This is a genomic window from Sphingobacterium puteale (assembly GCF_003627955.1).
Lineage (GTDB): Bacteria > Bacteroidota > Bacteroidia > Sphingobacteriales > Sphingobacteriaceae > Sphingobacterium > Sphingobacterium puteale.
The window spans coordinates 72,515-92,555 of the sequence record NZ_RBWS01000018.1; the positions used below are offsets into that span (position 1 = coordinate 72,515).

The window sequence follows — 20,041 nt, forward strand, 5'->3', positions numbered from 1 at the left end:
TTTTAACAGAGTTTAACACAAAAGGGATAATTTATCTGCTAGCGGAATAGCTGGGATTGTGTAATAAAAAAAGGTCAGGTAAACTGCTTTACCCGACCTTTTTTTTATTATAGCGAAAACTATTTTTATTCTTTGTTGCTGTCTATTGCCAGACGGTTTTCTCTATTGGCGATCTGCCATGCTGTAAAAAAGATCAATTTTTCCCGTTTTACCATCAGTGGGAAGTCGATTTTGTCATAGGTGTCCGCGGGTGTGTGATAGTCAGGATGAAGACCCGAAAAATAGAAGATGGATGGTATGCCTTTCTTTGCAAAGTTATAATGGTCAGAACGGTAATAAAGACGCATGGGATCTTTTGGATTGTCATACATGTAATCTATCTCCAACTTGGTGTTTTTGTCATTTTCATCTTTATTGATCTGATAGAGTTCAGAGCTTAGTTTGTCTGAACCGATCGCATGAATATAATCGTGATTTCCTTTGAGATGTTTGTCATCAACACGCCCGATCATATCAATGTTGATACAGGCTATGGTATTTGCCAATGGAAAAACTGGGTTTTCGGTATAAAATTTAGAACCGAGTAAACCTTTTTCTTCAGCTGCATAAGTAATAAAAAGAATACTACGCCTTGGACCATTGCCTGCGGCTTTTGCACGGGAAAAGCTACGTGCGAGCTCAAGTACAGCCGTTGTTCCGGATGCATTGTCATCTGCACCGAAGAAGATGTTTCCTTTTGAATCTTTGCCGTCGTGATCATAATGCCCGCCAATGACGACAATTTCATCTTTTTTATCAGTTCCTTCTAAATATCCCAGGATATTGGGGTCAGCTAAAGGTTTTGCATTTGTGCCGAACTCAGCTTTAAGGTTTGTACTGATCGCAAAGGAATTTGCCTGTCCGGAACGGTTGATTTTACCGACTACAGCCGCGAGATTTGTACGTGCCAGATTGAATATATAATTCGCTGCATGATCGGTGATGTTGACAACGGGGATCATGGGGGATTTTTCGGGTGCCGGCTGATCTACGGCCAGGTTATAGCGGCCTTCGGTAGCACGGTCTCCCGCATCTTCAAGTAGTTGGGAAAGCTGACTGTTGACAGCCAGCACCAACTTTGGTTTCTTCTTGAGAATTTCCTTTATTTTTTTATTCCTGCTTGTCGACCAGTCAGACGGTGTTTTTTTTCCGGTGATCCATGAATTTCCCTTGTCATCCGTAGGTTCACCTTCATTCAATAATAAGACAATTTTATTGGTCAGGTCTAAACCGCTGATGTCGGAATACTTTGGATCATCGATCCCATAACCAATGAAGATAATCTCATTGCTTTCAAAGAGCTTATCCTCGTTGTTACCGATGACAAAGATATCTTTTCCATTTAAGAATGGTCGGTCATTGATGCTAAAGTGCTTGACTTTAAAACTATTGTGTATAAGCCGAAGAGGTTGAAAATAAGTTCCATTTACTGGTGCTGAAAGGCCATATTTTTTGAATTCATTTGCGATATAATCCGCAGCCAGCTGACCGCCTTTCTGCCCCGTTCCTCTTCCTTCAAAGTCTACAGAAGCAAGTGTGCGCAGATGTTTTTGTGTAGATTCTACGGTGATTTCACTCGCGTACTTACTGCTGACATCCTGTGCCTGAGCACAGCTTACCATAGACAACGCTATCCAGATCAGGTTATGTATTTTCTTCATTTCGTATTTTGTATTTTGTATTGAGTCTCGAGAACCTGCTGCTGTAAGCTTGGGCTCTATGCTGTACGCAATATGTATATAAGATGATGAGTACACAATATAACTAAAAAAGCGGATGAAAAGTATGTTTTACCTTTCATCCGCTCCTTAAAATATGTTAATTTGTTAACAGCTGCAAGCTATTTTGTTGACACGATTGGCATGACGACCACCTTCAAATTCGGTTGTCATAAAAGTTGATACGATCTTTTTAGCAAGGTCAAGATCGATAAAACGAGCTGGAACACATACGACATTGGCGTCATTATGCTGACGTGCTAATACTGAAATTTCCTCCAACCAACAGATTGCGGCACGGATATTTTGATGTTTATTGGCTGTGATCGCAACTCCGTTGGCACTACCACAGATCAATACACCTGCATCAGCCTCCTTGTTTTCTACCGCAGAAGCGACGGGATGTGCAAAATCTGGGTAATCGACCGAATCTGGCGAGTTTGTTCCAAAGTCAGTTACTTCATAACCCAATTCATTTAAAAAGTTAACCAATGCCGTTTTGTACTCAAACCCTGCATGGTCACTTCCGATCGCAATTTTCTTTACACTGCTCATTTCTCTTGTTATTTTATTTTTCTTGTGCTAATTTTTTTCTCTTAACATCTGCCGAAACCATGATACTTACTTCATACAATAAGAACATCGGAGCAGCAACAGTCAACATGGTGATAATATCCGCAGAAGGGGTAATGACCGCAGCTATAACCAAAATTATAACGGTTGCATAACGACGGCTGGCACGCATAAATTCAGGTGTCATAATACCTATTTTAGACAGAATAAACACTAGGATCGGAAGCAGGAAAACAATCCCACAACCTAATGTCAATGTAGCGATCGTAGACAGATAATTGTCGATGGTAATCTGATTCACGATTTCGTCACTTAAGGACACGTTCGCCAAAAAGTTAATGGATAATGGTACAACAATATAGTATCCAAAAAGTGCTCCTAAAAGAAACAACATGGAAGAGTAAAAAACAAATCCACGTGCAGAACGTCTTTCAACATCTGTCAATGCTGGTTTTACAAATAGCCAAATTTCGAATAAAAGATAGGGAAAACCCATCATCAAAGCCATCAAAAGACAGGAGTTGATCTGGAGCATAAATTGCCCTGCTAATTCCGTATTGATAATGTTAAAAGGTATTTTCTTGACACAGAAGTCGGCTAGATTGAATGCATCTGCGGCTTTGCACATCATGCGATAAGTCCAAAAATCGAGATTTTTGGGTCCCATGATAATATCGTTGAAAACAAAGTCATAAAATGTAAACGCGATACCGGCAAAGATACAGATTGCAATAGCTGAACGAACCAAATGCCATCTCAAGACCTCAAGATGGTCAAAGAAAGACATTTCTGCTTCTATATTCTTCCCCTTATTTTTGATAGCTTGTATTAAATCTTTCGAATTTGGTGTACTCATAAAAATTGTTTGGAAACAAAAATACCATTCTTATTGTAAAGAATGGTATTTTTTATGTATGTAAAGACAATTTTATTTAATCTTCTACAGGATATTCAGTTAGGTCAAATGTTTCCATGAATTTTGTAGTGAAATTGCCTGCTCTAAAGTTAGGGTCACGCATTAATCTCAAGTGCAGAGGAATGGTAGTTTTGATACCTTCGATGACGAATTCGCTCAATGCGCGCTCCATGGTACAGATTGCTTCTTCACGTGTTTGTGCGACACAGATCAATTTAGCAATCATAGAGTCATAGTTTGGCGGAATGGTATAGCCTGAGTATACGTGTGTATCTACGCGTACACCATGCCCCCCCGGAGAGTGAAAATTCGTGATTTTGCCCGGTGAAGGACGGAAATTGTTGAACGGATCTTCCGCATTGATACGACACTCGATCGCGTGCATTTCCGGTTCGTAATTCTTTCCGGAGATTGGAATACCGGCAGCAACCTTGATCTGTTCTTTGATCAGATCGAAGTTGATCACTTCTTCTGTTACGGGGTGTTCTACCTGAATACGTGTATTCATTTCCATAAAGTAAAAGTTGCGGTGTTTGTCAACCAAGAATTCTATTGTACCTGCACCTTCATAGTTTACGGCTTTTGCACCTTTGACAGCCGCTTCACCCATTTCGGCCCTTAATTCAGGCGTCATAAACGGTGAAGGAGATTCCTCGATCAATTTTTGGTGACGACGTTGGATCGAGCAGTCACGTTCTGATAAGTGACACACGGTACCAAATTGGTCGCCTACGATCTGGAATTCAATGTGACGGGGTTCCTCAACATATTTCTCAAGGTAGATACCGTCGTTACCAAAAGCAGCTGCGGATTCTACACGGGCAGAATCCCAAGCTGGCTCGAACTCTTCGTCTTTCCAGATGATACGCATACCACGGCCACCACCGCCGGCAGTAGCTTTAATAATAACAGGATAACCTATCTCATTGGCGAGTTTGATGCCTTCTTTTACGTTTGAGATCAAACCATCTGATCCGGGCACAGTAGGTACTCCAGCTTGTTTCATGGTGTCCTTTGCACGGGATTTGTCGCCCATTTTCTCGATTTGCTCCGCCGTAGCACCGATAAATTTGATACCATACTCTGCACAGATTGCCGAAAAACGCGCGTTCTCAGACAAAAAACCATATCCCGGGTGAATTGCATCTGCATTTGTCAATTCAGCCGCAGAGATAATATTAGGAATGTTTAAGTAAGAATCTTTACTCGGTGGAGGGCCAATACAAACCGCTTCATCAGCAAAGCGTACGTGTAAGCTGTCTCTATCTGCGGTTGAATATACTGCAACACTTTTGATACCCATCTCACGGCAGGTACGGATAATGCGCAGGGCAATTTCTCCTCTATTTGCAATTAATATTTTTTTAAACATTGTCTTGAATTATGAAGTTTACAAAAATGTAGCCCTTTGGAGGCTACATCATATTCATTTACGTTTGTAAATTACTTAGGCTCTACTAAGAATAATGGTTGATCATACTCAACAGGTTGAGCATCTTCGACCAAAATCTTAACGATTTTACCAGAAACTTCAGATTCGATTTCGTTGAACAATTTCATCGCTTCAACAATGCACAATACAGAACCTGTATTGATATCATCACCAATATTAACGAAAGATGGCTTACCGGGGCCAGCTGAACGGTAGAATGTACCGATCATTGGTGATTTGATTGTGATCAAGTTTGCGTCAGCGCTAGCAGCTGGTGCTGCAGGAGTAGCTACTGGAGCTGGTGCTGCAGCTTGCGCAACAGGAGCAGCAGCAACTGGTGCAACAGCCGGAACAGAAGCTGTAACGTACGTAGGCTCTTGATTTGTCTTTATTGTAATTTTAAAATCTTGCTCTTCAATCGAGACTTCATTCACACCTGATTTTGAAACGAATTTAATCAAGTCCTGAATTTGTTTGATATCCATACCCATAGTATTCTAGGTTTTGTTTGTTTCTTAAAAAATTCTAACTGTCAAAAGTAATAAATTATACCATAAAATGGACAATTAATACGCCCATTTTAAATAGATGGATCCCCAAGTGAAACCGCCACCGAAAGCGGCAAGGATCAGGTTATCTCCTTTTTTCAACTGAGATTCCCATTCCCATAAGCATAGTGGGATTGTCCCACTGGTGGTATTACCGTATTTTTGGATGTTTACCATCACTTTTTCGTCTGGAAGACCTACACGTTCGGCTGTTGCATCAATGATACGTTTATTGGCCTGATGGGGGACCAACCAGGCTATATCTTCTGATTTCAAGTTGTTCTTTTCCATTACTTCATGCGCTACGTCCGCCATATTGGTCACAGCAAATTTGAATACTGTACGGCCTTCTTGGTACGCATAATGCAATCCTGCGTCAACAGTAGCATGTGAGGCTGGATTTAATGAACCACCACCTTTAATATTGAGGTACTGGCCACCGGAACCATCGGTTTTTAAAATCGCATCCTGTATCCCCAATCCTTCTTCATTCGGTTCCAATAACACACAACCGCAGCCGTCCCCAAAAAGGATACAGGTATTGCGGTCCTGATAATTGATGACCGATGACATTTTATCTGCACCGACAACAAGCACTTTTTTGTGTGTGCCTGCGGTGATAAACTGTGTTCCGGTATTTAAACCGAACAAGAAGCCTGAACAAGCTGCCTGAAGATCGAATCCCCAAGCATTTGTCGCTCCGATTTTATCGGCCAGAATATTTGCTGTAGCCGGAAACAACATGTCTGGTGTACTGGTACAGAAGATAATTAAATCGATATCCGTCGCTTCTATCCCTCTCTTTTTCAATAAACCCTGAACGGCAGGCACAGCAAGATCTGATGTAGCAAGCCCTTCACCCTTTAAGATGCGTCTTTCTTTGATTCCCGTTCGTGATACAATCCACTCGTCGTTGGTATCGACCATTGTTTCCAACTCTTTGTTGGTGAGGATGTAATCTGGAACGTAACCATTTACAGCCGTAATTGCGGCATGAATCTTTGACATAAATACTTAATTGAAAATAGATCTGATGCTGTCAATGAATTTAGACTCGATCATATCTCTTGAAAATAAAACCATATTTTTAATGGCCTCCGGTGTTGAAATACCATGACCAATAATAACAGGAGCATTGACTCCTAAGATTGGACTACCGCCGTACTGCTCGTAGTTGAATCGATCGAAGAAATCATCTTTAAAACCTTTTTTCAGGGTCACTACATAAAATGATTCTGCAAGTTTTAAGACTACATTGCCCGTAAATCCATCGCAGACATATACGTCGGCATGGTCACTGAACAGGTCGCGGCCTTCTGCATTTCCGATAAAGTTAATCTTGTCGTTGGCTTTAAGTAGGGGGTAGGTAGAGGTTGTCAGGATGTTTCCTTTTTCTTCTTCTTCTCCAATGTTCAATAATCCGACTTTAGGATTGGATACATTGAATACATGCTCGGCAAAGAGGCTGCCCAGCATGGCAAATTGATTCAGCATCTCCGGTTTACAGTCAGCGTTTGCGCCGACATCCAGTAAGAGTCCGAATCCTGATTTCAATTTTGGAACAATTGATGCTATGGCTGGGCGCAATACGCCTGGAATAGCTTTTACGCTGAACATCGATCCCACGAGCATAGCTCCAGTATTACCTGCGGATGCGAATGAGTCGATTTCTTTGTTTTTTAAATATTCAAATCCCTTCGCAATACTTGAGTTGGGTTTTTGAGTTATCGCTTTGGTTGGATGTTCACCCATCGCAATGACTTCTGGAGCTTCCACATATTCAAAGTCAGATGAATTTCCTCCGGCTTGATCGATGAATTGCTTAGTCTCTTCAGTTTTACCAAAAAGGACTATCTTTTGGTCTCCAGTAAGCTGTTTTTGTGCTTCAATAGCACCTGTTATCGTTGCTTTAGGAGCATAATCTCCTCCTAAAATATCTAAACCAATCTTCATCCGTTATTATTTAGTAAATCAATAATACGCAAAAAACATCCCAAAATAAAGCAAATTTCTAAAATATTGCTTGTTTGGGATGTTTTGGTGTTATGAAAGGTTTACCTTAGACAACAGCTGTATTTTCAATGATCAATTTACCGTTGTAGTACAAATTTCCGTCTACAGTGTATGCACGGTGTGGTAAATGAACTGCGCCAGTTTCTTTACATACTGTCAAGCTAGGAGCTTCAGCTTTATAATGTGTTCTTCTTTTGTCTCTTCTTGATTTAGAAGTTTTACGTTTTGGATGTGCCATCTCGTATTTTTGTTTTAGTTATTTTTAATATTTCTCAATGCTTCCCAACGTGGGTCGATAATTTCTTCTTCTTTTTGCTCCTCTGCATCTGGCTCGCTTGTAAATAAAGCCAGCATTTCAGGATCGCATGCTATGCCTTCTCCTTGCTCCTCACATTTCACGATATAGGGCACAGCTAAGTTGATGTATTCGTACAATAACTCAGCTATATCCAACTCATGGTCGCTTTTTGATAAGATCAACACTTCATCCGTGTTGTCTGTCCAATCTTCATCCGTGAATTTGACCAATATCCGTTCTTGAATTGAAATCGGTGACATAAACTCTTTCAAACAGGTATCACAAGTCAATTGAATCTCGCCTTGGATATCAAAATGCAAAATCAAAAGGTTTTCCTGTTTTTGCAATTCAACTTCTGCTTTCAGATTGCCATCTTTTACAATCGAATGTTCGTAGCAGTCAAAGAACTTTTTATTAATGTCAAATTCAAAATTGTGCTTTCCAGCGTTGAGTCCCGAAAAGGGAATTCTGTATTGTTTTAGATGTTTCACAATCTTGCATTTGAGCCTGCAAAGGTATGTATAAAATCATTAGGATCGAAATATTTTTTTAAATATTCCGGTCAAACGCTTTATATATACGCATGGCACGACTTATTCATAATAATTTTTACCTAACTCTATTTTTTCGCGTCCATTTGCCATGCGCCATTTATTGGTGTCACGTAGCGAATAGGCACAACCGCAATATTCCTGCATGTAGAACTTCTCTTTTTTGGAGACTTCTAACATTCGTGCCGAACCACCTTTCTTGCGCCAGTTGAATGTCCAGTACTCCATACCTTCATGGCGGGAGGCTGCACGTAGGCCACAGTCATTGATCTGTTCCATGTTTTTCCATCGGGAAATACCCAATGAACTCGAGATCACATCAAAGCCATTTGCCGCCGCATATTCTGCGGTTTTCTCGAAACGCATATCAAAGCACATCGTGCAACGGATCCCCCGCTCAGGTTCCTGTTCCATGCCTTTAGCCAGATCAAACCAATGGTCCACATCGTAATCCGCGTCAATAAAAGGGATATTGTGTTTTTCGGCAAACCGGATATTTTCATCTTTGCGCAGATCGTATTCCTTGCGAGGATGGATATTGGGATTGTAGAAATAAATCGTAAAATCGATATCTGAAGCAATCAACGCCTCCATGACTTCTCCGGAACAGGGGGCACAACAGGAATGCAAAAGCAATTTCTTGCCTTCTCCCGGTAATGCCAACTTCTCCCGTACAAATTCCTTCTTTTCCATAATGTATATGATATCAAAAACAAAGGCAATTTTAATCAAAAAGTAGCGGAATGACAAATATTTCCGTTTGAGTTCCCGTAATATATGCCCAAAAGAATCATATAAATTCATTGATATTCTGCATATATTAGTAGATTTGTATGTTAGACACAATAAGCTATTTATAATAAAAAATATATGAAATTTTCATTTCAAACCTGTGTTATAGTATTATTTGCCAGTTTAATAGGCGTTGCTTCCTGTAAAAAATTGGACGATGAACCCGATGTTGGTCAAGTATCACTTGTTTCAAGATTGTATATTTCTTTTAGGGATTATCAGCCGAATAGTTCTTCTATCAAGAATCTCTTTATTGTGGATCCTGCTGATACCAATAATCTGGATAATATCTATCAATATCTTTCTCTGGCAAAGGGTGGGGGAGCGGTTATATTTGACCCCGATGCAAAGGCTGTTTTTCAGGCGAGTGAAGGATCAATTGCTCAAGATACCTTTATCCAGCGTATTGCACTGGATGACGTTTATGGGATTCCGGGAAATGCAAGCGCTATTGGCTATACGGGGTTTAGAAATGTAAGAGGATTAGCCTATTACACCTATGCACAGCAAGTCGGTAATACAGGGTCAAGTGTGACCAATTTTCTGCTCGCTGCTACGGGTGGCAATATGTTATATGCGATAAGCCGTCCGGAGGGAAAAGGTTCAACAGGTGGTTCTAAGATCATCGACAAACAGATCAGTTTGGGAGATATTGAACCCGTCTCATTGAATTTATTACAGGGAAATACAGCTGATAAAAATGAAAAATGGGTACTCATTGGATTTAATGATCAAGCTAAAAACAGAATTGGTTTTGCTGTCTACAAAGGACTTAAGCAGGAATTGATAGACCGAGCACGCGATACGATCATCAATAAGGATAGATTTCAGCCTGCATTGACTGTCTATGTGGAGGGAAAAACAGACTTACAAGCAGTATCTTATGCACCTAATAAAAAACTATTTGCTGTCGCTACCGGGAAAGGCGGGGAAGTATTGTTCTTTAGAAATCCTACGGAGTTGTTTGATGGAACTGGCGATAAAACCATCCAACCTGATTATGTGATCGGTGGTACGAATACAGGATTGAAAAAGCCTACGGGAGTTGCCATTGATGACCGTATTGAAAATGGTAAGTTTTTCTATGTTTCAGACACTGAGAATAGGACAATCAGCCGGTTTAAACTGGAGGATCAAGGAAATACAGCACCAGAATTAACAAAAACATATGGCACAATGACGCCAAATTATATCTTTTTGGACGCCAGAGAAAGACCAAATTTTTAATTTATAAAGACTGTCAAGCAAGCAATTCGAACAGTTCGCTGATCTCCTGTTGCTTGCTTGCACTTTCATGTGCTTCATAGGCCGACAATAAATTCCGAAGTGCACGCTTCATTATGGTCACATTGTCACAGGGATAGGTAAATTCCCGATCTGCACTTAGATTTAATTGTTTTAGGAACGAATTTACATCACTTTTTTGCATAATCTGCCCCCGGTTAAATGCATTGATGTAAAACAAAACATGTTCATTTCCTTCTTCATCCGTATCCATGTAAGCCAGGATAAAATGCTTGGGTAAATTGATCCCATAGATCGGGATATCCAGCTTTTGCGCAATAATGCTATAGATACAGGATAAGGTCAACGGATTCCCCTGCTTTGTGTCCAGAACCTGACCGATATAGGAGTTTTGCGGATGGTGATAATCCTTTGTATTGCCAGATAGCCCAAAGGAACCAAATAGCACATGGTTCAGCAGATTCACCTTCTCCAATGGACTCATATCGTATTGAAGTCCACGCCAGACCTCTGTTTTTAGATCTTCGATTTTCAACACGATTTTATGGTCCTCGTAAGAAGGATATTGATAGTTATTGAGAATGATAAGTCCTTCCAGGAGATTGAAGGAATTGCTCAGATTCCAGATCTGTAGCTCATTTTTGGTCTGGTCGAACTGAATTTCATGGATAATGTTTTCCAGTCGTCCCTGTACCCTTGGATCAAAGCTCGACTCCCAGAATTTCTCCAAATAAGGAACAATTTCAGGGCCTTGGCTTTTCAATTGATGCTCCACTTCCTGAATAATCTGTTGATCGGTATCGTCCAACAGGAATATTAACGATTTCAGCGCTCTCTCATTCATCATAACGAAGTTAAAAAATTGAATTGAGAAATAATAAAAAAAAATCCCTACAGTATTCATGTACCAAGTAGGGATTATTCAGGTTAAATTGGCATACAATTATTTGAGCTGGCCATCCAGCATATTCACAATTCTTTTGCCGTATTCCGCATTTTTTTCGGAATGGGTAACTTGTATGATCGTGACACCGTCATCATTCAATTGTTTGAACAGTTCCATGATCTCTTCGCCTTGTTTGGAATTGAGGTTACCCGTAGGTTCATCTGCCAACAAGAGTTTCGGAGAGCCCGCCAATGCACGCGCAATACCAACGATCTGTTGTTGTCCTCCGGACAACTGAGCCGGAAATAGATCTTTCTTTCCCACAATACCAAAACGGTCAAGCATATCGGCCACAATGGCTTTACGCTCCTTGCTGGAAATGTCTTTATAGATCAGCGGTGTTTCTATATTTTCATATACTGTCAACTCATCCAGTAAGTGGTAAGCCTGAAATACATATCCAATATGAGATTGGTAGAGTTGCGTCCGTTTTTTTGCTTTCATCTCCAATACATTTTCATCCATAAAGATATATTCACCTTCATCGGGTTCGTCGAGCATGCCGATAATATTCAGCAGGGTGGATTTTCCTGAACCCGAAGGGCCCATAATGGATATGAAATCACCTTCTGCTATATCTAAACTGACATCTTTGAGCACAAATGAGCGTGTACCACCTACGTTATACCACTTGAATAAATGTTTTAATTGTATCATTTTCTAGTATTGAGATTTTATTTTTTACTTATTCATCCCGCAGGCTATCTACCGGATTTGTTCTTGCAACTTTCAACGACTGGAAGCTAATGGAAATCAATATTAAGATAAATATGCAAAATATCGGGATCAAAAACGACCACCATTGTATATTGACATGATATGCAAAATTGGAAAGCCATTTATCCATAAGTAAATATGCTAAAGGAAGGGCTATGCCGATACCGATCAGAAATAGCCTGAAAAATGGTTTATTTAATTGGACAAAGAGCAGCTGTGCCGAGGCACCGAGTACTTTCCGGATACTCATTTCTTTCTTGCGCAATGCGGCCTGGTAAGCGGCCATGCTGAATAGTCCCAATGCAGCAATGATAACCGAAAGGCCTGCGAAACTATTAAAAGCAACCTGTAATTCCTGTTGTTTTTGATGCTGTAACGCATATTGTTGATCCATAAAGGAATAGTCTAACGGTAAATCCTTGGCAGTTGTATTTTTCTCCCATTCCTTCTTGACCGTTTCAATTGCCCGATCGACCATTCCGGGTTTTGTTTTCACCATAAGTGTCGTTTGGAAACGCATGCTCCCACACTCATTTTTAAATGAATAGATGGTAGGTTGAACGGCATTTTCAAAGCCATAGGCTTTACTATCTTTGACAAGGCCGACGATTTCGAAATTTGCGTCACAGCCACTGATTTTTGCGCCAATGGGATTTGAAAGTCCCAAATTTTTAGCAGCAGATTCATTGATGACCGCATAGTTGGAAAGGGAATCACGGAGCAATTGATCTATTGACAGATTGATATTCCCTTGTAGATTGGGGATATTTAATGTGTTGAAATAGCCTGGATCGATACCGACATGAGCAAAGGAAATATTCTTTTGTGCATAGGAGAACTCCATTTTGGGCGGTTGTTCCCCTTCTCCCGGGATATTTGTTGCGGAAGCCACCACCTCAATGTTCGGATCGTTTTCTAATCGCCGTTTCAATTGGTGGAAAGAACCATCAATTTTGTTGTCGTAATACATGCCCACTCCTTTGAAATTGACCACTTGCGCTGGCTCAAACCCTTTATCTGTATGCTGCATGTACTGTAGCTGGGCCCTAATGACCAGCATACCTGAAATAAACAGAATCGCCATGCTGATCTGAAAGGTTAGTAAAGCATTTCGGAATGTTCCTTTTTTTAGTATTGCGGATAATCCGCCTTTGAGCAAATTGACGGATTTGAAACCTGAAAGAACGATGGCAGGGTATATTGCGGAAAGGATTGTTGTTAATAGAACGGCGACACAGAGCTGGGTAATGGTTTCAGAACTTAGAATATAGCTTCTGAGATCATCATTGAACCATCTTTGTAATATGTTTCCGGTAAGTGCCAAGGTCATAAAGCTCAATAGTGCCGCACTGCTGGTCAATATAAATACTTCTAGTAATAATTGCCTTACAATGGCCCAGCGCGAACTTCCCAATATTTTTTTGAGGGCAAGTTCTTTCAGGCGTTGATCGGCTTGTGCCATAATCATATTGGCAAAATTGGCGCATGCAAGCAGAAGGATCAACAGGGAAAGAATACCGATAATCCAAGTCATGATATAGGCCGTGTTGCTTCCGGTTTTCGGCCGCAGGTGCAGGTTGGCCAATGGATCCAAATAGATCTTGCCTTTGGCATAACCGGAAGAACGTATTTTATCTTTTGGGGCGATTTGCTTGTGATAAATCGTGTTGATCTGATCGGTCAGCTTAGCAATATCTGTACCCGGTCTGACCTGAATAAAAGTCTGGTATAAAAAAGGATTATTTTCAGCAAAGAGATCCTGTGGTTCACGGATAAAAAGAAGGTCGTAATCAATCATCGAAAGACCTTGCTTTTTGATGGTGCCGTAAATCGTCTCACGCATACCCAGATCAAGGCTCATGGACGGAATGGAATGGGGGGTATCAAATGTTAAATCTTCCTTTTTGAAAAGCTGTTCCGCAATAGGACTTTTGACCATGGTCGCATCCTTTTGATCTTTGTTTTTGTAGAGCGGTCCGTTGGCATTTTCTACCTGAAAGATCCGGGCGGCAGAAGAATCTATTAATGCAGCATTTTTAATAAGCACAGTCTTCTCCCCAAAGAGTGGGTAGCTACCATAGTTGTAGACAATTTTTCTACCGGCATATACGATATCCGGTAAATACTGTTTTAGCAGCGGAGCCAGGGAAGGCGAGGTTTCGTCCGTAAAAGCACCTTCGGCTTCCAGACCAATCTGATAGATTTCCTTATAGTTTGGATTCCATTTATCAAAGCTTGTTTCCCGGTTGATGTATTGATAGGAAAGGATAAAACCGGTAAAACCAAGTGTCAGTCCAATAATATTCAAAAATGTGAAACCCTTATTTTTTAAGAGTTTACGCCAAGCCAGTTTGAAATCATTTTGTGCCATGTTATCAAAAATACAATCCCCTTGCCAGTGTTTTAACTATTTTATTATGAGTTTGTTATGTGGTTTTGCTGCGTTTTTAATGTTCGATTTCGGACAGTTTTCGTTCGCAATCGAACATTCATCCCTCCTTAGCCGTTGGTTCATTGCCCACCACGCAACAGGCAAGGCAATGACCAAGGCCACAAACACCAATTTTTAAGATCTTCTGACTTTATTCATCCCTTAGACTATCGACCGGATTGGTCCGGATAGCCTTCCAGGTTTGATAACTAATGGTACCTAAGGCGATGAGGACTGCCCCCATACCCGCAAGAATAAAGTACATCCAGTTGATATCTATTTTATAGTTGAAATCTCTGAGCCATTGGTTCATTGCCCACCACGCAATAGGTGAGGCAATGACCAAGGCCACAAACACCAATTTTATGAAGTCTCCGGACAACAGTTTGAGCAATCTGATCGTACTTGCGCCAAGTACCTTCCGCACACCGATTTCTTTTGTCCGCTGTTGTGTCACATAGGTGGCCAGTCCAAAGAGCCCAAGGGCAGCCACAAAAATGGCGACGATTGCAAAACAGCTGAATATATTCTTGGTCCGTTCAACATCTTGATAAAGGGAGGCAAAACCCTCATCCAAAAAGCTGTAATTGATTTTTTGATCAGGTGAAAATTTATTCCATACGCTGTTGATCCCGTTCAGGGTCTCCTGTAGGTTTTCGGGTTTAACTTTAATGGATAAAAGTGAGGGATAACCCCGTAATACCATACATAAACCAGCGAATCCTTTACCTTTCAGCGACTCAAAAATAAAATCGTCCACGACACCAACGACTGTCCAGGTATTGCCATTGGTTATTTTTGCTCCGATGGGATTTTTTAATCCCAGGTCATTCGCCAATTTTTGGTTGATGATGGCAGCCGTGCTGTCTGTGGCCATTTTGGGATCGAAATTTCTACCTTTGGTCAGTTGCAACCCGAAGGTCTCAAGGTAATCCTGGTCAATCTCCCAGAACTGTCCCTGTATGGCCATGTCGATCTCCCGTCTGCCCTCATTCCAAAATGGGTTGCCGTTTCTTTTGGCACCATCAATGGGGACTGGAATAAAATCGCCTAAGGAAACGGAACTTACATTTGCAATGGACTTCAGCTCATTTTTAAGGCTTGGGATCTGATTCCCCAATGTACCAATACCACGGAGGACAATGACCTGCTCCTTTTTGAAGCCTAAATCTTTTTCCAGGATATAGCGTATCTGTTGATTGGTCACCAAGGCACTTACAATAAGGATGATGGACGTAGCAAACTGAAAAATGACAAGGCCATTTCTGAATAATGAAGATTTGGCTCCGGTGGTCTTGTTTTTCAATGCGGCAATCGGTTTAAATCGGGATAGATACAACGCTGGATAGATTCCGGCCAGGCTGCCGATGAACATTATTGCCAGCAATAAAGATGGGAAAAAGTAAGGGGATGTCCATGGAATGGTCAGGGACTTATTGGCGAGACTGTTGAATATAGGCAACAAAACCCAACTCAACAATAGACCAACAAGCAAAGACAATACACTATAACAAATCGCTTCGAGCAGGAATTGTCCGATCAATAATGTCCTTGTCGAACCAATTGTCTTCCGGATGCCGATTTCTTTGGCCCGTGTAGCGGCATTGGCGGTCGATAGGTTAATAAAATTGATACAGGCAATCAGAAGAATAAACAATGCGACGATGGCAAAAGTCCAGACCATGCGGATATCTCCCCGATTCAATGTACTGACTTTATCGTCATCGATATCGGAAGACTTCAAATGGATGTCAAGTGCATTTTGTAAGTTGATTTTTGCCTGTTCGAATAAAGGATTGAGCTTACGGCCTGATTTCTTATATTCAGGTAAATAGTGCGCTTTATAATTTTTTAAAATCTCCTTTTCGGTTTGTTCAATATTGACATTTGGTTTTAATTTAACGTAGACTGTGTAATTGTTGCTGAGCCATTGGTTCTGTTCACCGGGATAAAAGGGTTCGCCTGCGAGCGACATGAAGAAGCTATAACCTGCTAAAGTGGAGTTTTTGGGTATATCTTCGATCACGCCGGTAATGGTATAGAGCTTGGATCTGTTATTGTTCAGATAAATGGTCTGTCCGATAGGATCATTTTTAAAGTATTTTTCCGCTTTACTTTTCGTAATGACAAGTGTATTGGGTTGATCCAATGCATGGGCAAGAGTTCCTGAAACCATGGGTGTCGGAAACATGTCAAGAATAGATTGATCAATATAGACAAAGCCATCATCATAAAAGCTTTGCGGGTTATCATTCAGGGAGAGCTGGTTACTTCCGGCGCCAAATAAAGGGTTAGGGAGTATTCGGCCCGTTTGCTCGATAGCGGGAATTTCGGCTTTCAGTGTCGGGGCAACGGGAGCCGAGAGTGATACCCAACGTTGAATTTTACCTTCGATCGGGAGCTGAACGACGAGACGATAGGTGCGATCCATTGCTGGATAAAACTTGTTGTAACTGGTCTCATGCTTGATATACAGTACGATGAGCATACATATTGCGATACCAAAAGCAAATCCTCCGATCTTTATAAAAGAATAGAGCTTATTTTTTGCCATGTTTCGCCAAGCGATTTTAAGACTATTTCCTATCATAACAATACATTTTTAAGATCTTATTGATCGATCGGTAATCGACCAGTCAATCTAGACATTAGACTGAAGTCAATTGTATTGCCATTTTGTTAAGTTGTTGTTTTTTAGTGTTTTGTCTTGTTTGTTGGGTTTTGTGGATGTACGATATCGAACAGTTTTACGTCCAATACCGCACAGATCATCTGGTTAAAGGGCTCTAGGAAAGTATCCTAATCCTCAATCTCTTTCAGTTGGAGATGTTCGCAGAGTTCGAGCATCATTTTGGCTGGGTCCGTATCGATGGCCAGGGCGATCAAGTACATTTCATCTAAACGTAATTTAGCCGTTTCGGTCATGGTTAATTCATTGATCCTCGCTTTACTTAATCCAGTTTTGCGGGCAATCTGGGATTTATTCACAGACTTCTTCGCTAAAAATTCGCCTAGTTTGGTCATTGTGTTATCTTAATATTTTATTGTTTTGTATAGATAAATATATATAATGTTATTTTTATTTATACAAATGTTTTTGTTTTTGAAATATTTCCTGTTCTTTTGTATTGAAAATCTATATATTTTTAACGCGCCAATTATGAAAGCAAATAAAATTCAGACAAAAGTGTACAAGAGAGAATGCAACGAACTTGAAATATTGATATTCTACAGGATGATATTACAACGTATTTCAAGGCATCTGTCACCCGAGGAAGTTTCATTTTTGATGGGCAAGCCATTGGATTTTATGAGTAAAGTCGAGAGGTTCAGGATTAAAAAAATTTTTATTCAGGATGTAGTTGTCATGCACCGCGCTTTAGCTGTAAACAGTATTAATTCATTGATGCATCTTGGGGAAGATATTTCATCGCAGGACAATGCATATGAATTACATGTGACAAAATTAGCCGACCGGGTTATTTACGAAATGTATAAAGTTGATGTAAAGCAGGATCAAAAAATAAAGGAATTTAAGTTAATAGATATTAGACATGATATTGATCCCTATACAAATTCAACAACGGAGGAGGTCAAAAAGATAAGGATTCTTTTAGATGAGCAAATTGATGCGGGATATTTTAGTGAGGAAAGGATCGCATATGAGATCCACAATTTGTGTTGTGAGAAGCTTGAGAAATATATACAGCCTAAAAATCTGATGCTAGTTTTAGATGAATTGCTTCAAGGTAACGAGGAGAGACGGATTGTTCGTAAAGAAACTGGATATGGATTCGGCTATGTTTTGGCTACTCACGCAAAATCGACTTAAAAGAAATAAGCAATTTTTAGCTGTTCACTGCGAACAGTTAAAAATTGCTTCAAAGATCCTAAGCCGTAGGTACACCAATTATAAACTTTCATTCCCAATCGGTTAATATAATAGACAGGCTTTTCGAATTTCGCACACCTACGGCTTATTTTTTCTTATTCATCCCGTAAACTATTGGCGGGATTGATACGGGCTGTCTGGAAGATCCGGACAGCGATAATGGCTAAAGTTGTCAATCCGATAAACATTCCGGTGAAAACAAATAGCGCGATCGGAACATCAATATGATAGTAGAAGTTTTCCAGCCATTTGTGTGTAAACCACCATGCGATTGGGAAAGCTATTAGAATAGCGATCAGCAGAAGTCTAATAAAGGATCTGGAAATCATATAGGTGATCGTATTTACCGAAGCACCAAGCACTTTACGGATACCAATTTCTTTCACCCGCCGTTCTAGTGTATAAATGGCAATTGCTACAATCCCTAAGATTGCAATCAGCATGCTGGAACCCGTAAAAAGTGCCAATTGCTGGTACTGTTTTTTCTCTTTGTTATATTGATGCTGTACCTGGTCTTCCTGCCAGTTGATCTGCGCGGTCCGGTTTGGAAAAAATTTATTCCAGGTATTGTTTACCAGCGCTAGTGCTTCCTTTTTCTTGCCTTCTTGAACGCGGATAAGCATACAGCCGCCTTCCCATTCATTTTGCGCTTTAATCGCAAAAGGACCGATCGGAAACTTTAAACTGGCACCGTTAAACTCCCTAAATATACCCACTGGTGTATTTTTTAGGAGTTCCAAACTTTTATTGAGTTTAAAAGGTAGCCGCTGGGCGGTCCCTTCGGAAATGAGCATATTTGTAAATACTGGCTGCCCATTGTGTACCGAATCTGTATATGGTCTGTCCAGCGCATAGTCCGCACTCAAAGGCCGGCCGTCAAGCAGCTTTATGTCCATTGTTTTGATGTAATCATAATCCGCATAGACAAATACAATAGGAAACTCTTTCTTCGGATCATTGGGGGCGTTTACTATTTTAAAGTCCGCGCTCCCGCTAAAGGGGGTCCAGCTTGTAAGGCTCGCCGATGTGATGTAAGAATTTTGTAATAGTTCCTGTTTGAAAGCCTGATCCTTCCCCTCCCAGGAGGTATAGTTGATGGCCAAGAGATTTTTGGGCTCGTAGCCAAGATCTTTGTTGTACAGGTAATGCAATTGTGCCCGCATGGACATCATACATATCGCTACGACGATGGCAATGGCAAACTGGACAATCACTAGTACTTTGGTAAATGCCATATTTAGCGGGAGCTTGAAGATAGAAAGCTGCTTCCGAAGTTCCAGTGATGGCCGCGTTTTCGAAAGGGACAAAGCAGTAGGTAAACTGCAAAGCCATCCAAGAACGATCCAAATGGATAATAGTCCACCAAACATAAATAAGGAATGTTGGTAGCTCATGGTCAGCGGATGTTCTAAATAGTGCTCAAATGCAGGACAGATAAGCACATAACAAAAAAATGCCATCACAAAAGAGCCGGCAAAGAGTATGGTACTCTCTATGCCCATTTGTAAGATCAGGTTTTTTCGGCTTGCTCCCAATACTTTGCGGATACCTATTTGCTGTGTACGTTTTAAGGCATGGGCAAAGCTTAGGTTGATGTAATTGATACTGACCAATACAAGGATCAAGATGGCTATTCCTGCGAGCAGATAAATGTCTTGCATAGGGTTCTCCCATCCTGTAATACTTTGTAAATGTATATCCTTGATTGGCTCGATAAAAAGATTAAAACTTTTCGCCCAGTCATTCAGTTTTTGTGCGTTGTACCACTTGTTGACTTTGTTTGAAAAGCTATTCACATCTGTTGTGCTTTTCAGCAACAGAATTTGTGTTTGCAGCGAACCGCTTTTTTCTGGATTGAATTCATTCACCTGAGACATCAGCACAAAGGCTTCTGCCTGAACGGAAGAGTTATGGGGCATATCCTCAATAA

18 protein-coding genes are annotated in these 20,041 nt (G+C 40.6%); 2 read left to right on the forward strand and 16 right to left on the reverse strand.

Annotated features, from left to right (window positions below; translation table 11 throughout):
• Positions 1-125: 125 nt before the first annotated feature.
• The 10 genes from D7322_RS21400 to D7322_RS21445 form a co-directional block, all read right to left on the reverse strand.
• Positions 126-1,700: a M28 family peptidase gene (locus tag D7322_RS21400; RefSeq protein ID WP_121126265.1), complete on the reverse strand. Its 1,575-nt coding sequence runs from the start codon at positions 1,698-1,700 to the stop codon at positions 126-128.
• A gap of 165 nt (positions 1,701-1,865) precedes the next feature.
• Complete coding sequence (rpiB, locus tag D7322_RS21405; protein WP_121126266.1) at positions 1,866-2,312, reverse strand: ribose 5-phosphate isomerase B; 447 nt, start codon at positions 2,310-2,312, stop codon at positions 1,866-1,868.
• Between the two features lie 13 nt (positions 2,313-2,325).
• The gene (gene tatC, locus D7322_RS21410; RefSeq protein WP_121126267.1) at positions 2,326-3,186 is read right to left on the reverse strand and encodes a twin-arginine translocase subunit TatC; all 861 of its coding nucleotides are present in this window, start codon (positions 3,184-3,186) and stop codon (positions 2,326-2,328) included.
• A gap of 76 nt (positions 3,187-3,262) precedes the next feature.
• Complete coding sequence (gene accC, locus D7322_RS21415; protein ID WP_108635889.1) at positions 3,263-4,618, reverse strand: acetyl-CoA carboxylase biotin carboxylase subunit; 1,356 nt, start codon at positions 4,616-4,618, stop codon at positions 3,263-3,265.
• A 71-nt stretch (positions 4,619-4,689) separates the two neighbouring features.
• A complete protein-coding gene (gene accB, locus D7322_RS21420; protein WP_121126268.1) occupies positions 4,690-5,169 on the reverse strand; it encodes an acetyl-CoA carboxylase biotin carboxyl carrier protein in 480 nt (159 codons plus the stop codon).
• A 75-nt stretch (positions 5,170-5,244) separates the two neighbouring features.
• Entirely contained in the window at positions 5,245-6,234 is a 990-nt protein-coding gene (locus tag D7322_RS21425) for a beta-ketoacyl-ACP synthase III (RefSeq protein WP_104384883.1), read from the reverse strand.
• 6 nt (positions 6,235-6,240) lie between these two features.
• Entirely contained in the window at positions 6,241-7,179 is a 939-nt protein-coding gene (gene plsX, locus D7322_RS21430) for a phosphate acyltransferase PlsX (protein WP_121126269.1), read from the reverse strand.
• A 106-nt stretch (positions 7,180-7,285) separates the two neighbouring features.
• The gene (rpmF, locus tag D7322_RS21435) at positions 7,286-7,477 is read right to left on the reverse strand and encodes a 50S ribosomal protein L32 (protein ID WP_046672269.1); all 192 of its coding nucleotides are present in this window, start codon (positions 7,475-7,477) and stop codon (positions 7,286-7,288) included.
• Between the two features lie 14 nt (positions 7,478-7,491).
• Complete coding sequence (locus D7322_RS21440) at positions 7,492-8,028, reverse strand: YceD family protein (RefSeq protein ID WP_121126270.1); 537 nt, start codon at positions 8,026-8,028, stop codon at positions 7,492-7,494.
• A gap of 102 nt (positions 8,029-8,130) precedes the next feature.
• Positions 8,131-8,781, reverse strand: a complete 651-nt coding sequence (locus D7322_RS21445; RefSeq protein ID WP_104385119.1) for an epoxyqueuosine reductase QueH — start codon at positions 8,779-8,781, stop codon at positions 8,131-8,133.
• A gap of 177 nt (positions 8,782-8,958) precedes the next feature.
• On the opposite strand from D7322_RS21445, the gene D7322_RS21450 reads away from it, so the two are divergent.
• On the forward strand, positions 8,959-10,107 hold the full coding sequence (locus tag D7322_RS21450) for a hypothetical protein (protein ID WP_121126271.1): 1,149 nt from the start codon (positions 8,959-8,961) through the stop codon (positions 10,105-10,107).
• A gap of 13 nt (positions 10,108-10,120) precedes the next feature.
• Here the strand turns inward: D7322_RS21450 and D7322_RS21455 are convergent, their stop codons facing one another.
• From D7322_RS21455 to D7322_RS21475, 5 genes are all read right to left on the reverse strand, one after another.
• Positions 10,121-10,972, reverse strand: coding sequence for a transglutaminase-like domain-containing protein (locus D7322_RS21455; protein WP_317125739.1), 852 nt, complete (start codon positions 10,970-10,972; stop codon positions 10,121-10,123).
• 96 nt (positions 10,973-11,068) lie between these two features.
• Positions 11,069-11,728 carry an ABC transporter ATP-binding protein gene (locus D7322_RS21460; RefSeq protein WP_077437800.1) on the reverse strand — a complete coding sequence of 220 codons (660 nt, stop codon included), beginning with the start codon at positions 11,726-11,728 and terminating at the stop codon, positions 11,069-11,071.
• A 28-nt stretch (positions 11,729-11,756) separates the two neighbouring features.
• The gene (locus D7322_RS21465) at positions 11,757-14,159 is read right to left on the reverse strand and encodes an ABC transporter permease (RefSeq protein ID WP_121126272.1); all 2,403 of its coding nucleotides are present in this window, start codon (positions 14,157-14,159) and stop codon (positions 11,757-11,759) included.
• A 211-nt stretch (positions 14,160-14,370) separates the two neighbouring features.
• Entirely contained in the window at positions 14,371-16,809 is a 2,439-nt protein-coding gene (locus D7322_RS21470; protein ID WP_121126273.1) for an ABC transporter permease, read from the reverse strand.
• Between the two features lie 209 nt (positions 16,810-17,018).
• On the reverse strand, positions 17,019-17,243 hold the full coding sequence (locus D7322_RS21475; RefSeq protein WP_121126274.1) for a helix-turn-helix domain-containing protein: 225 nt from the start codon (positions 17,241-17,243) through the stop codon (positions 17,019-17,021).
• 136 nt (positions 17,244-17,379) lie between these two features.
• Between D7322_RS21475 and D7322_RS21480 the strand changes: the two genes are divergently transcribed.
• Positions 17,380-18,051 (forward strand): hypothetical protein, encoded by a 672-nt coding sequence (locus tag D7322_RS21480; protein ID WP_147430514.1) that lies wholly within the window; start codon positions 17,380-17,382, stop codon positions 18,049-18,051.
• Positions 18,052-18,206: 155 nt separating this feature from the next.
• Here D7322_RS21480 and D7322_RS21485 read toward each other — a convergent pair whose 3' ends face one another.
• Complete coding sequence (locus D7322_RS21485; RefSeq protein ID WP_121126276.1) at positions 18,207-20,030, reverse strand: ABC transporter permease; 1,824 nt, start codon at positions 20,028-20,030, stop codon at positions 18,207-18,209.
• Positions 20,031-20,041: the final 11 nt, after the last annotated feature.

Excerpts from the sequence above, each read along its gene's own strand:
- D7322_RS21400 (WP_121126265.1), bottom strand. The coding sequence starts at position 1,700 with ATGAAGAAAATACATAACCTGATCTGGATAGCGTTGTCTATGGTAAGC.
- rpiB (WP_121126266.1), bottom strand. The coding sequence starts at position 2,312 with ATGAGCAGTGTAAAGAAAATTGCGATCGGAAGTGACCATGCAGGGTTT.
- tatC (WP_121126267.1), bottom strand. The coding sequence starts at position 3,186 with ATGAGTACACCAAATTCGAAAGATTTAATACAAGCTATCAAAAATAAG.
- accC (WP_108635889.1), bottom strand. The coding sequence starts at position 4,618 with ATGTTTAAAAAAATATTAATTGCAAATAGAGGAGAAATTGCCCTGCGC.
- accB (WP_121126268.1), bottom strand. The coding sequence starts at position 5,169 with ATGGGTATGGATATCAAACAAATTCAGGACTTGATTAAATTCGTTTCA.
- D7322_RS21425 (WP_104384883.1), bottom strand. The coding sequence starts at position 6,234 with ATGTCAAAGATTCATGCCGCAATTACGGCTGTAAATGGTTACGTTCCA.
- plsX (WP_121126269.1), bottom strand. The coding sequence starts at position 7,179 with ATGAAGATTGGTTTAGATATTTTAGGAGGAGATTATGCTCCTAAAGCA.
- rpmF (WP_046672269.1), bottom strand. The coding sequence starts at position 7,477 with ATGGCACATCCAAAACGTAAAACTTCTAAATCAAGAAGAGACAAAAGA.
- D7322_RS21445 (WP_104385119.1), bottom strand. The coding sequence starts at position 8,781 with ATGGAAAAGAAGGAATTTGTACGGGAGAAGTTGGCATTACCGGGAGAA.
- D7322_RS21450 (WP_121126271.1), top strand. The coding sequence starts at position 8,959 with ATGAAATTTTCATTTCAAACCTGTGTTATAGTATTATTTGCCAGTTTA.
- D7322_RS21455 (WP_317125739.1), bottom strand. The coding sequence starts at position 10,972 with ATGATGAATGAGAGAGCGCTGAAATCGTTAATATTCCTGTTGGACGAT.
- D7322_RS21460 (WP_077437800.1), bottom strand. The coding sequence starts at position 11,728 with ATGATACAATTAAAACATTTATTCAAGTGGTATAACGTAGGTGGTACA.
- D7322_RS21465 (WP_121126272.1), bottom strand. The coding sequence starts at position 14,159 with ATGGCACAAAATGATTTCAAACTGGCTTGGCGTAAACTCTTAAAAAAT.
- D7322_RS21470 (WP_121126273.1), bottom strand. The coding sequence starts at position 16,809 with ATGATAGGAAATAGTCTTAAAATCGCTTGGCGAAACATGGCAAAAAAT.
- D7322_RS21475 (WP_121126274.1), bottom strand. The coding sequence starts at position 17,243 with ATGACCAAACTAGGCGAATTTTTAGCGAAGAAGTCTGTGAATAAATCC.
- D7322_RS21480 (WP_147430514.1), top strand. The coding sequence starts at position 17,380 with ATGAAAGCAAATAAAATTCAGACAAAAGTGTACAAGAGAGAATGCAAC.
- D7322_RS21485 (WP_121126276.1), bottom strand. The coding sequence starts at position 20,030 with ATGCCCCATAACTCTTCCGTTCAGGCAGAAGCCTTTGTGCTGATGTCT.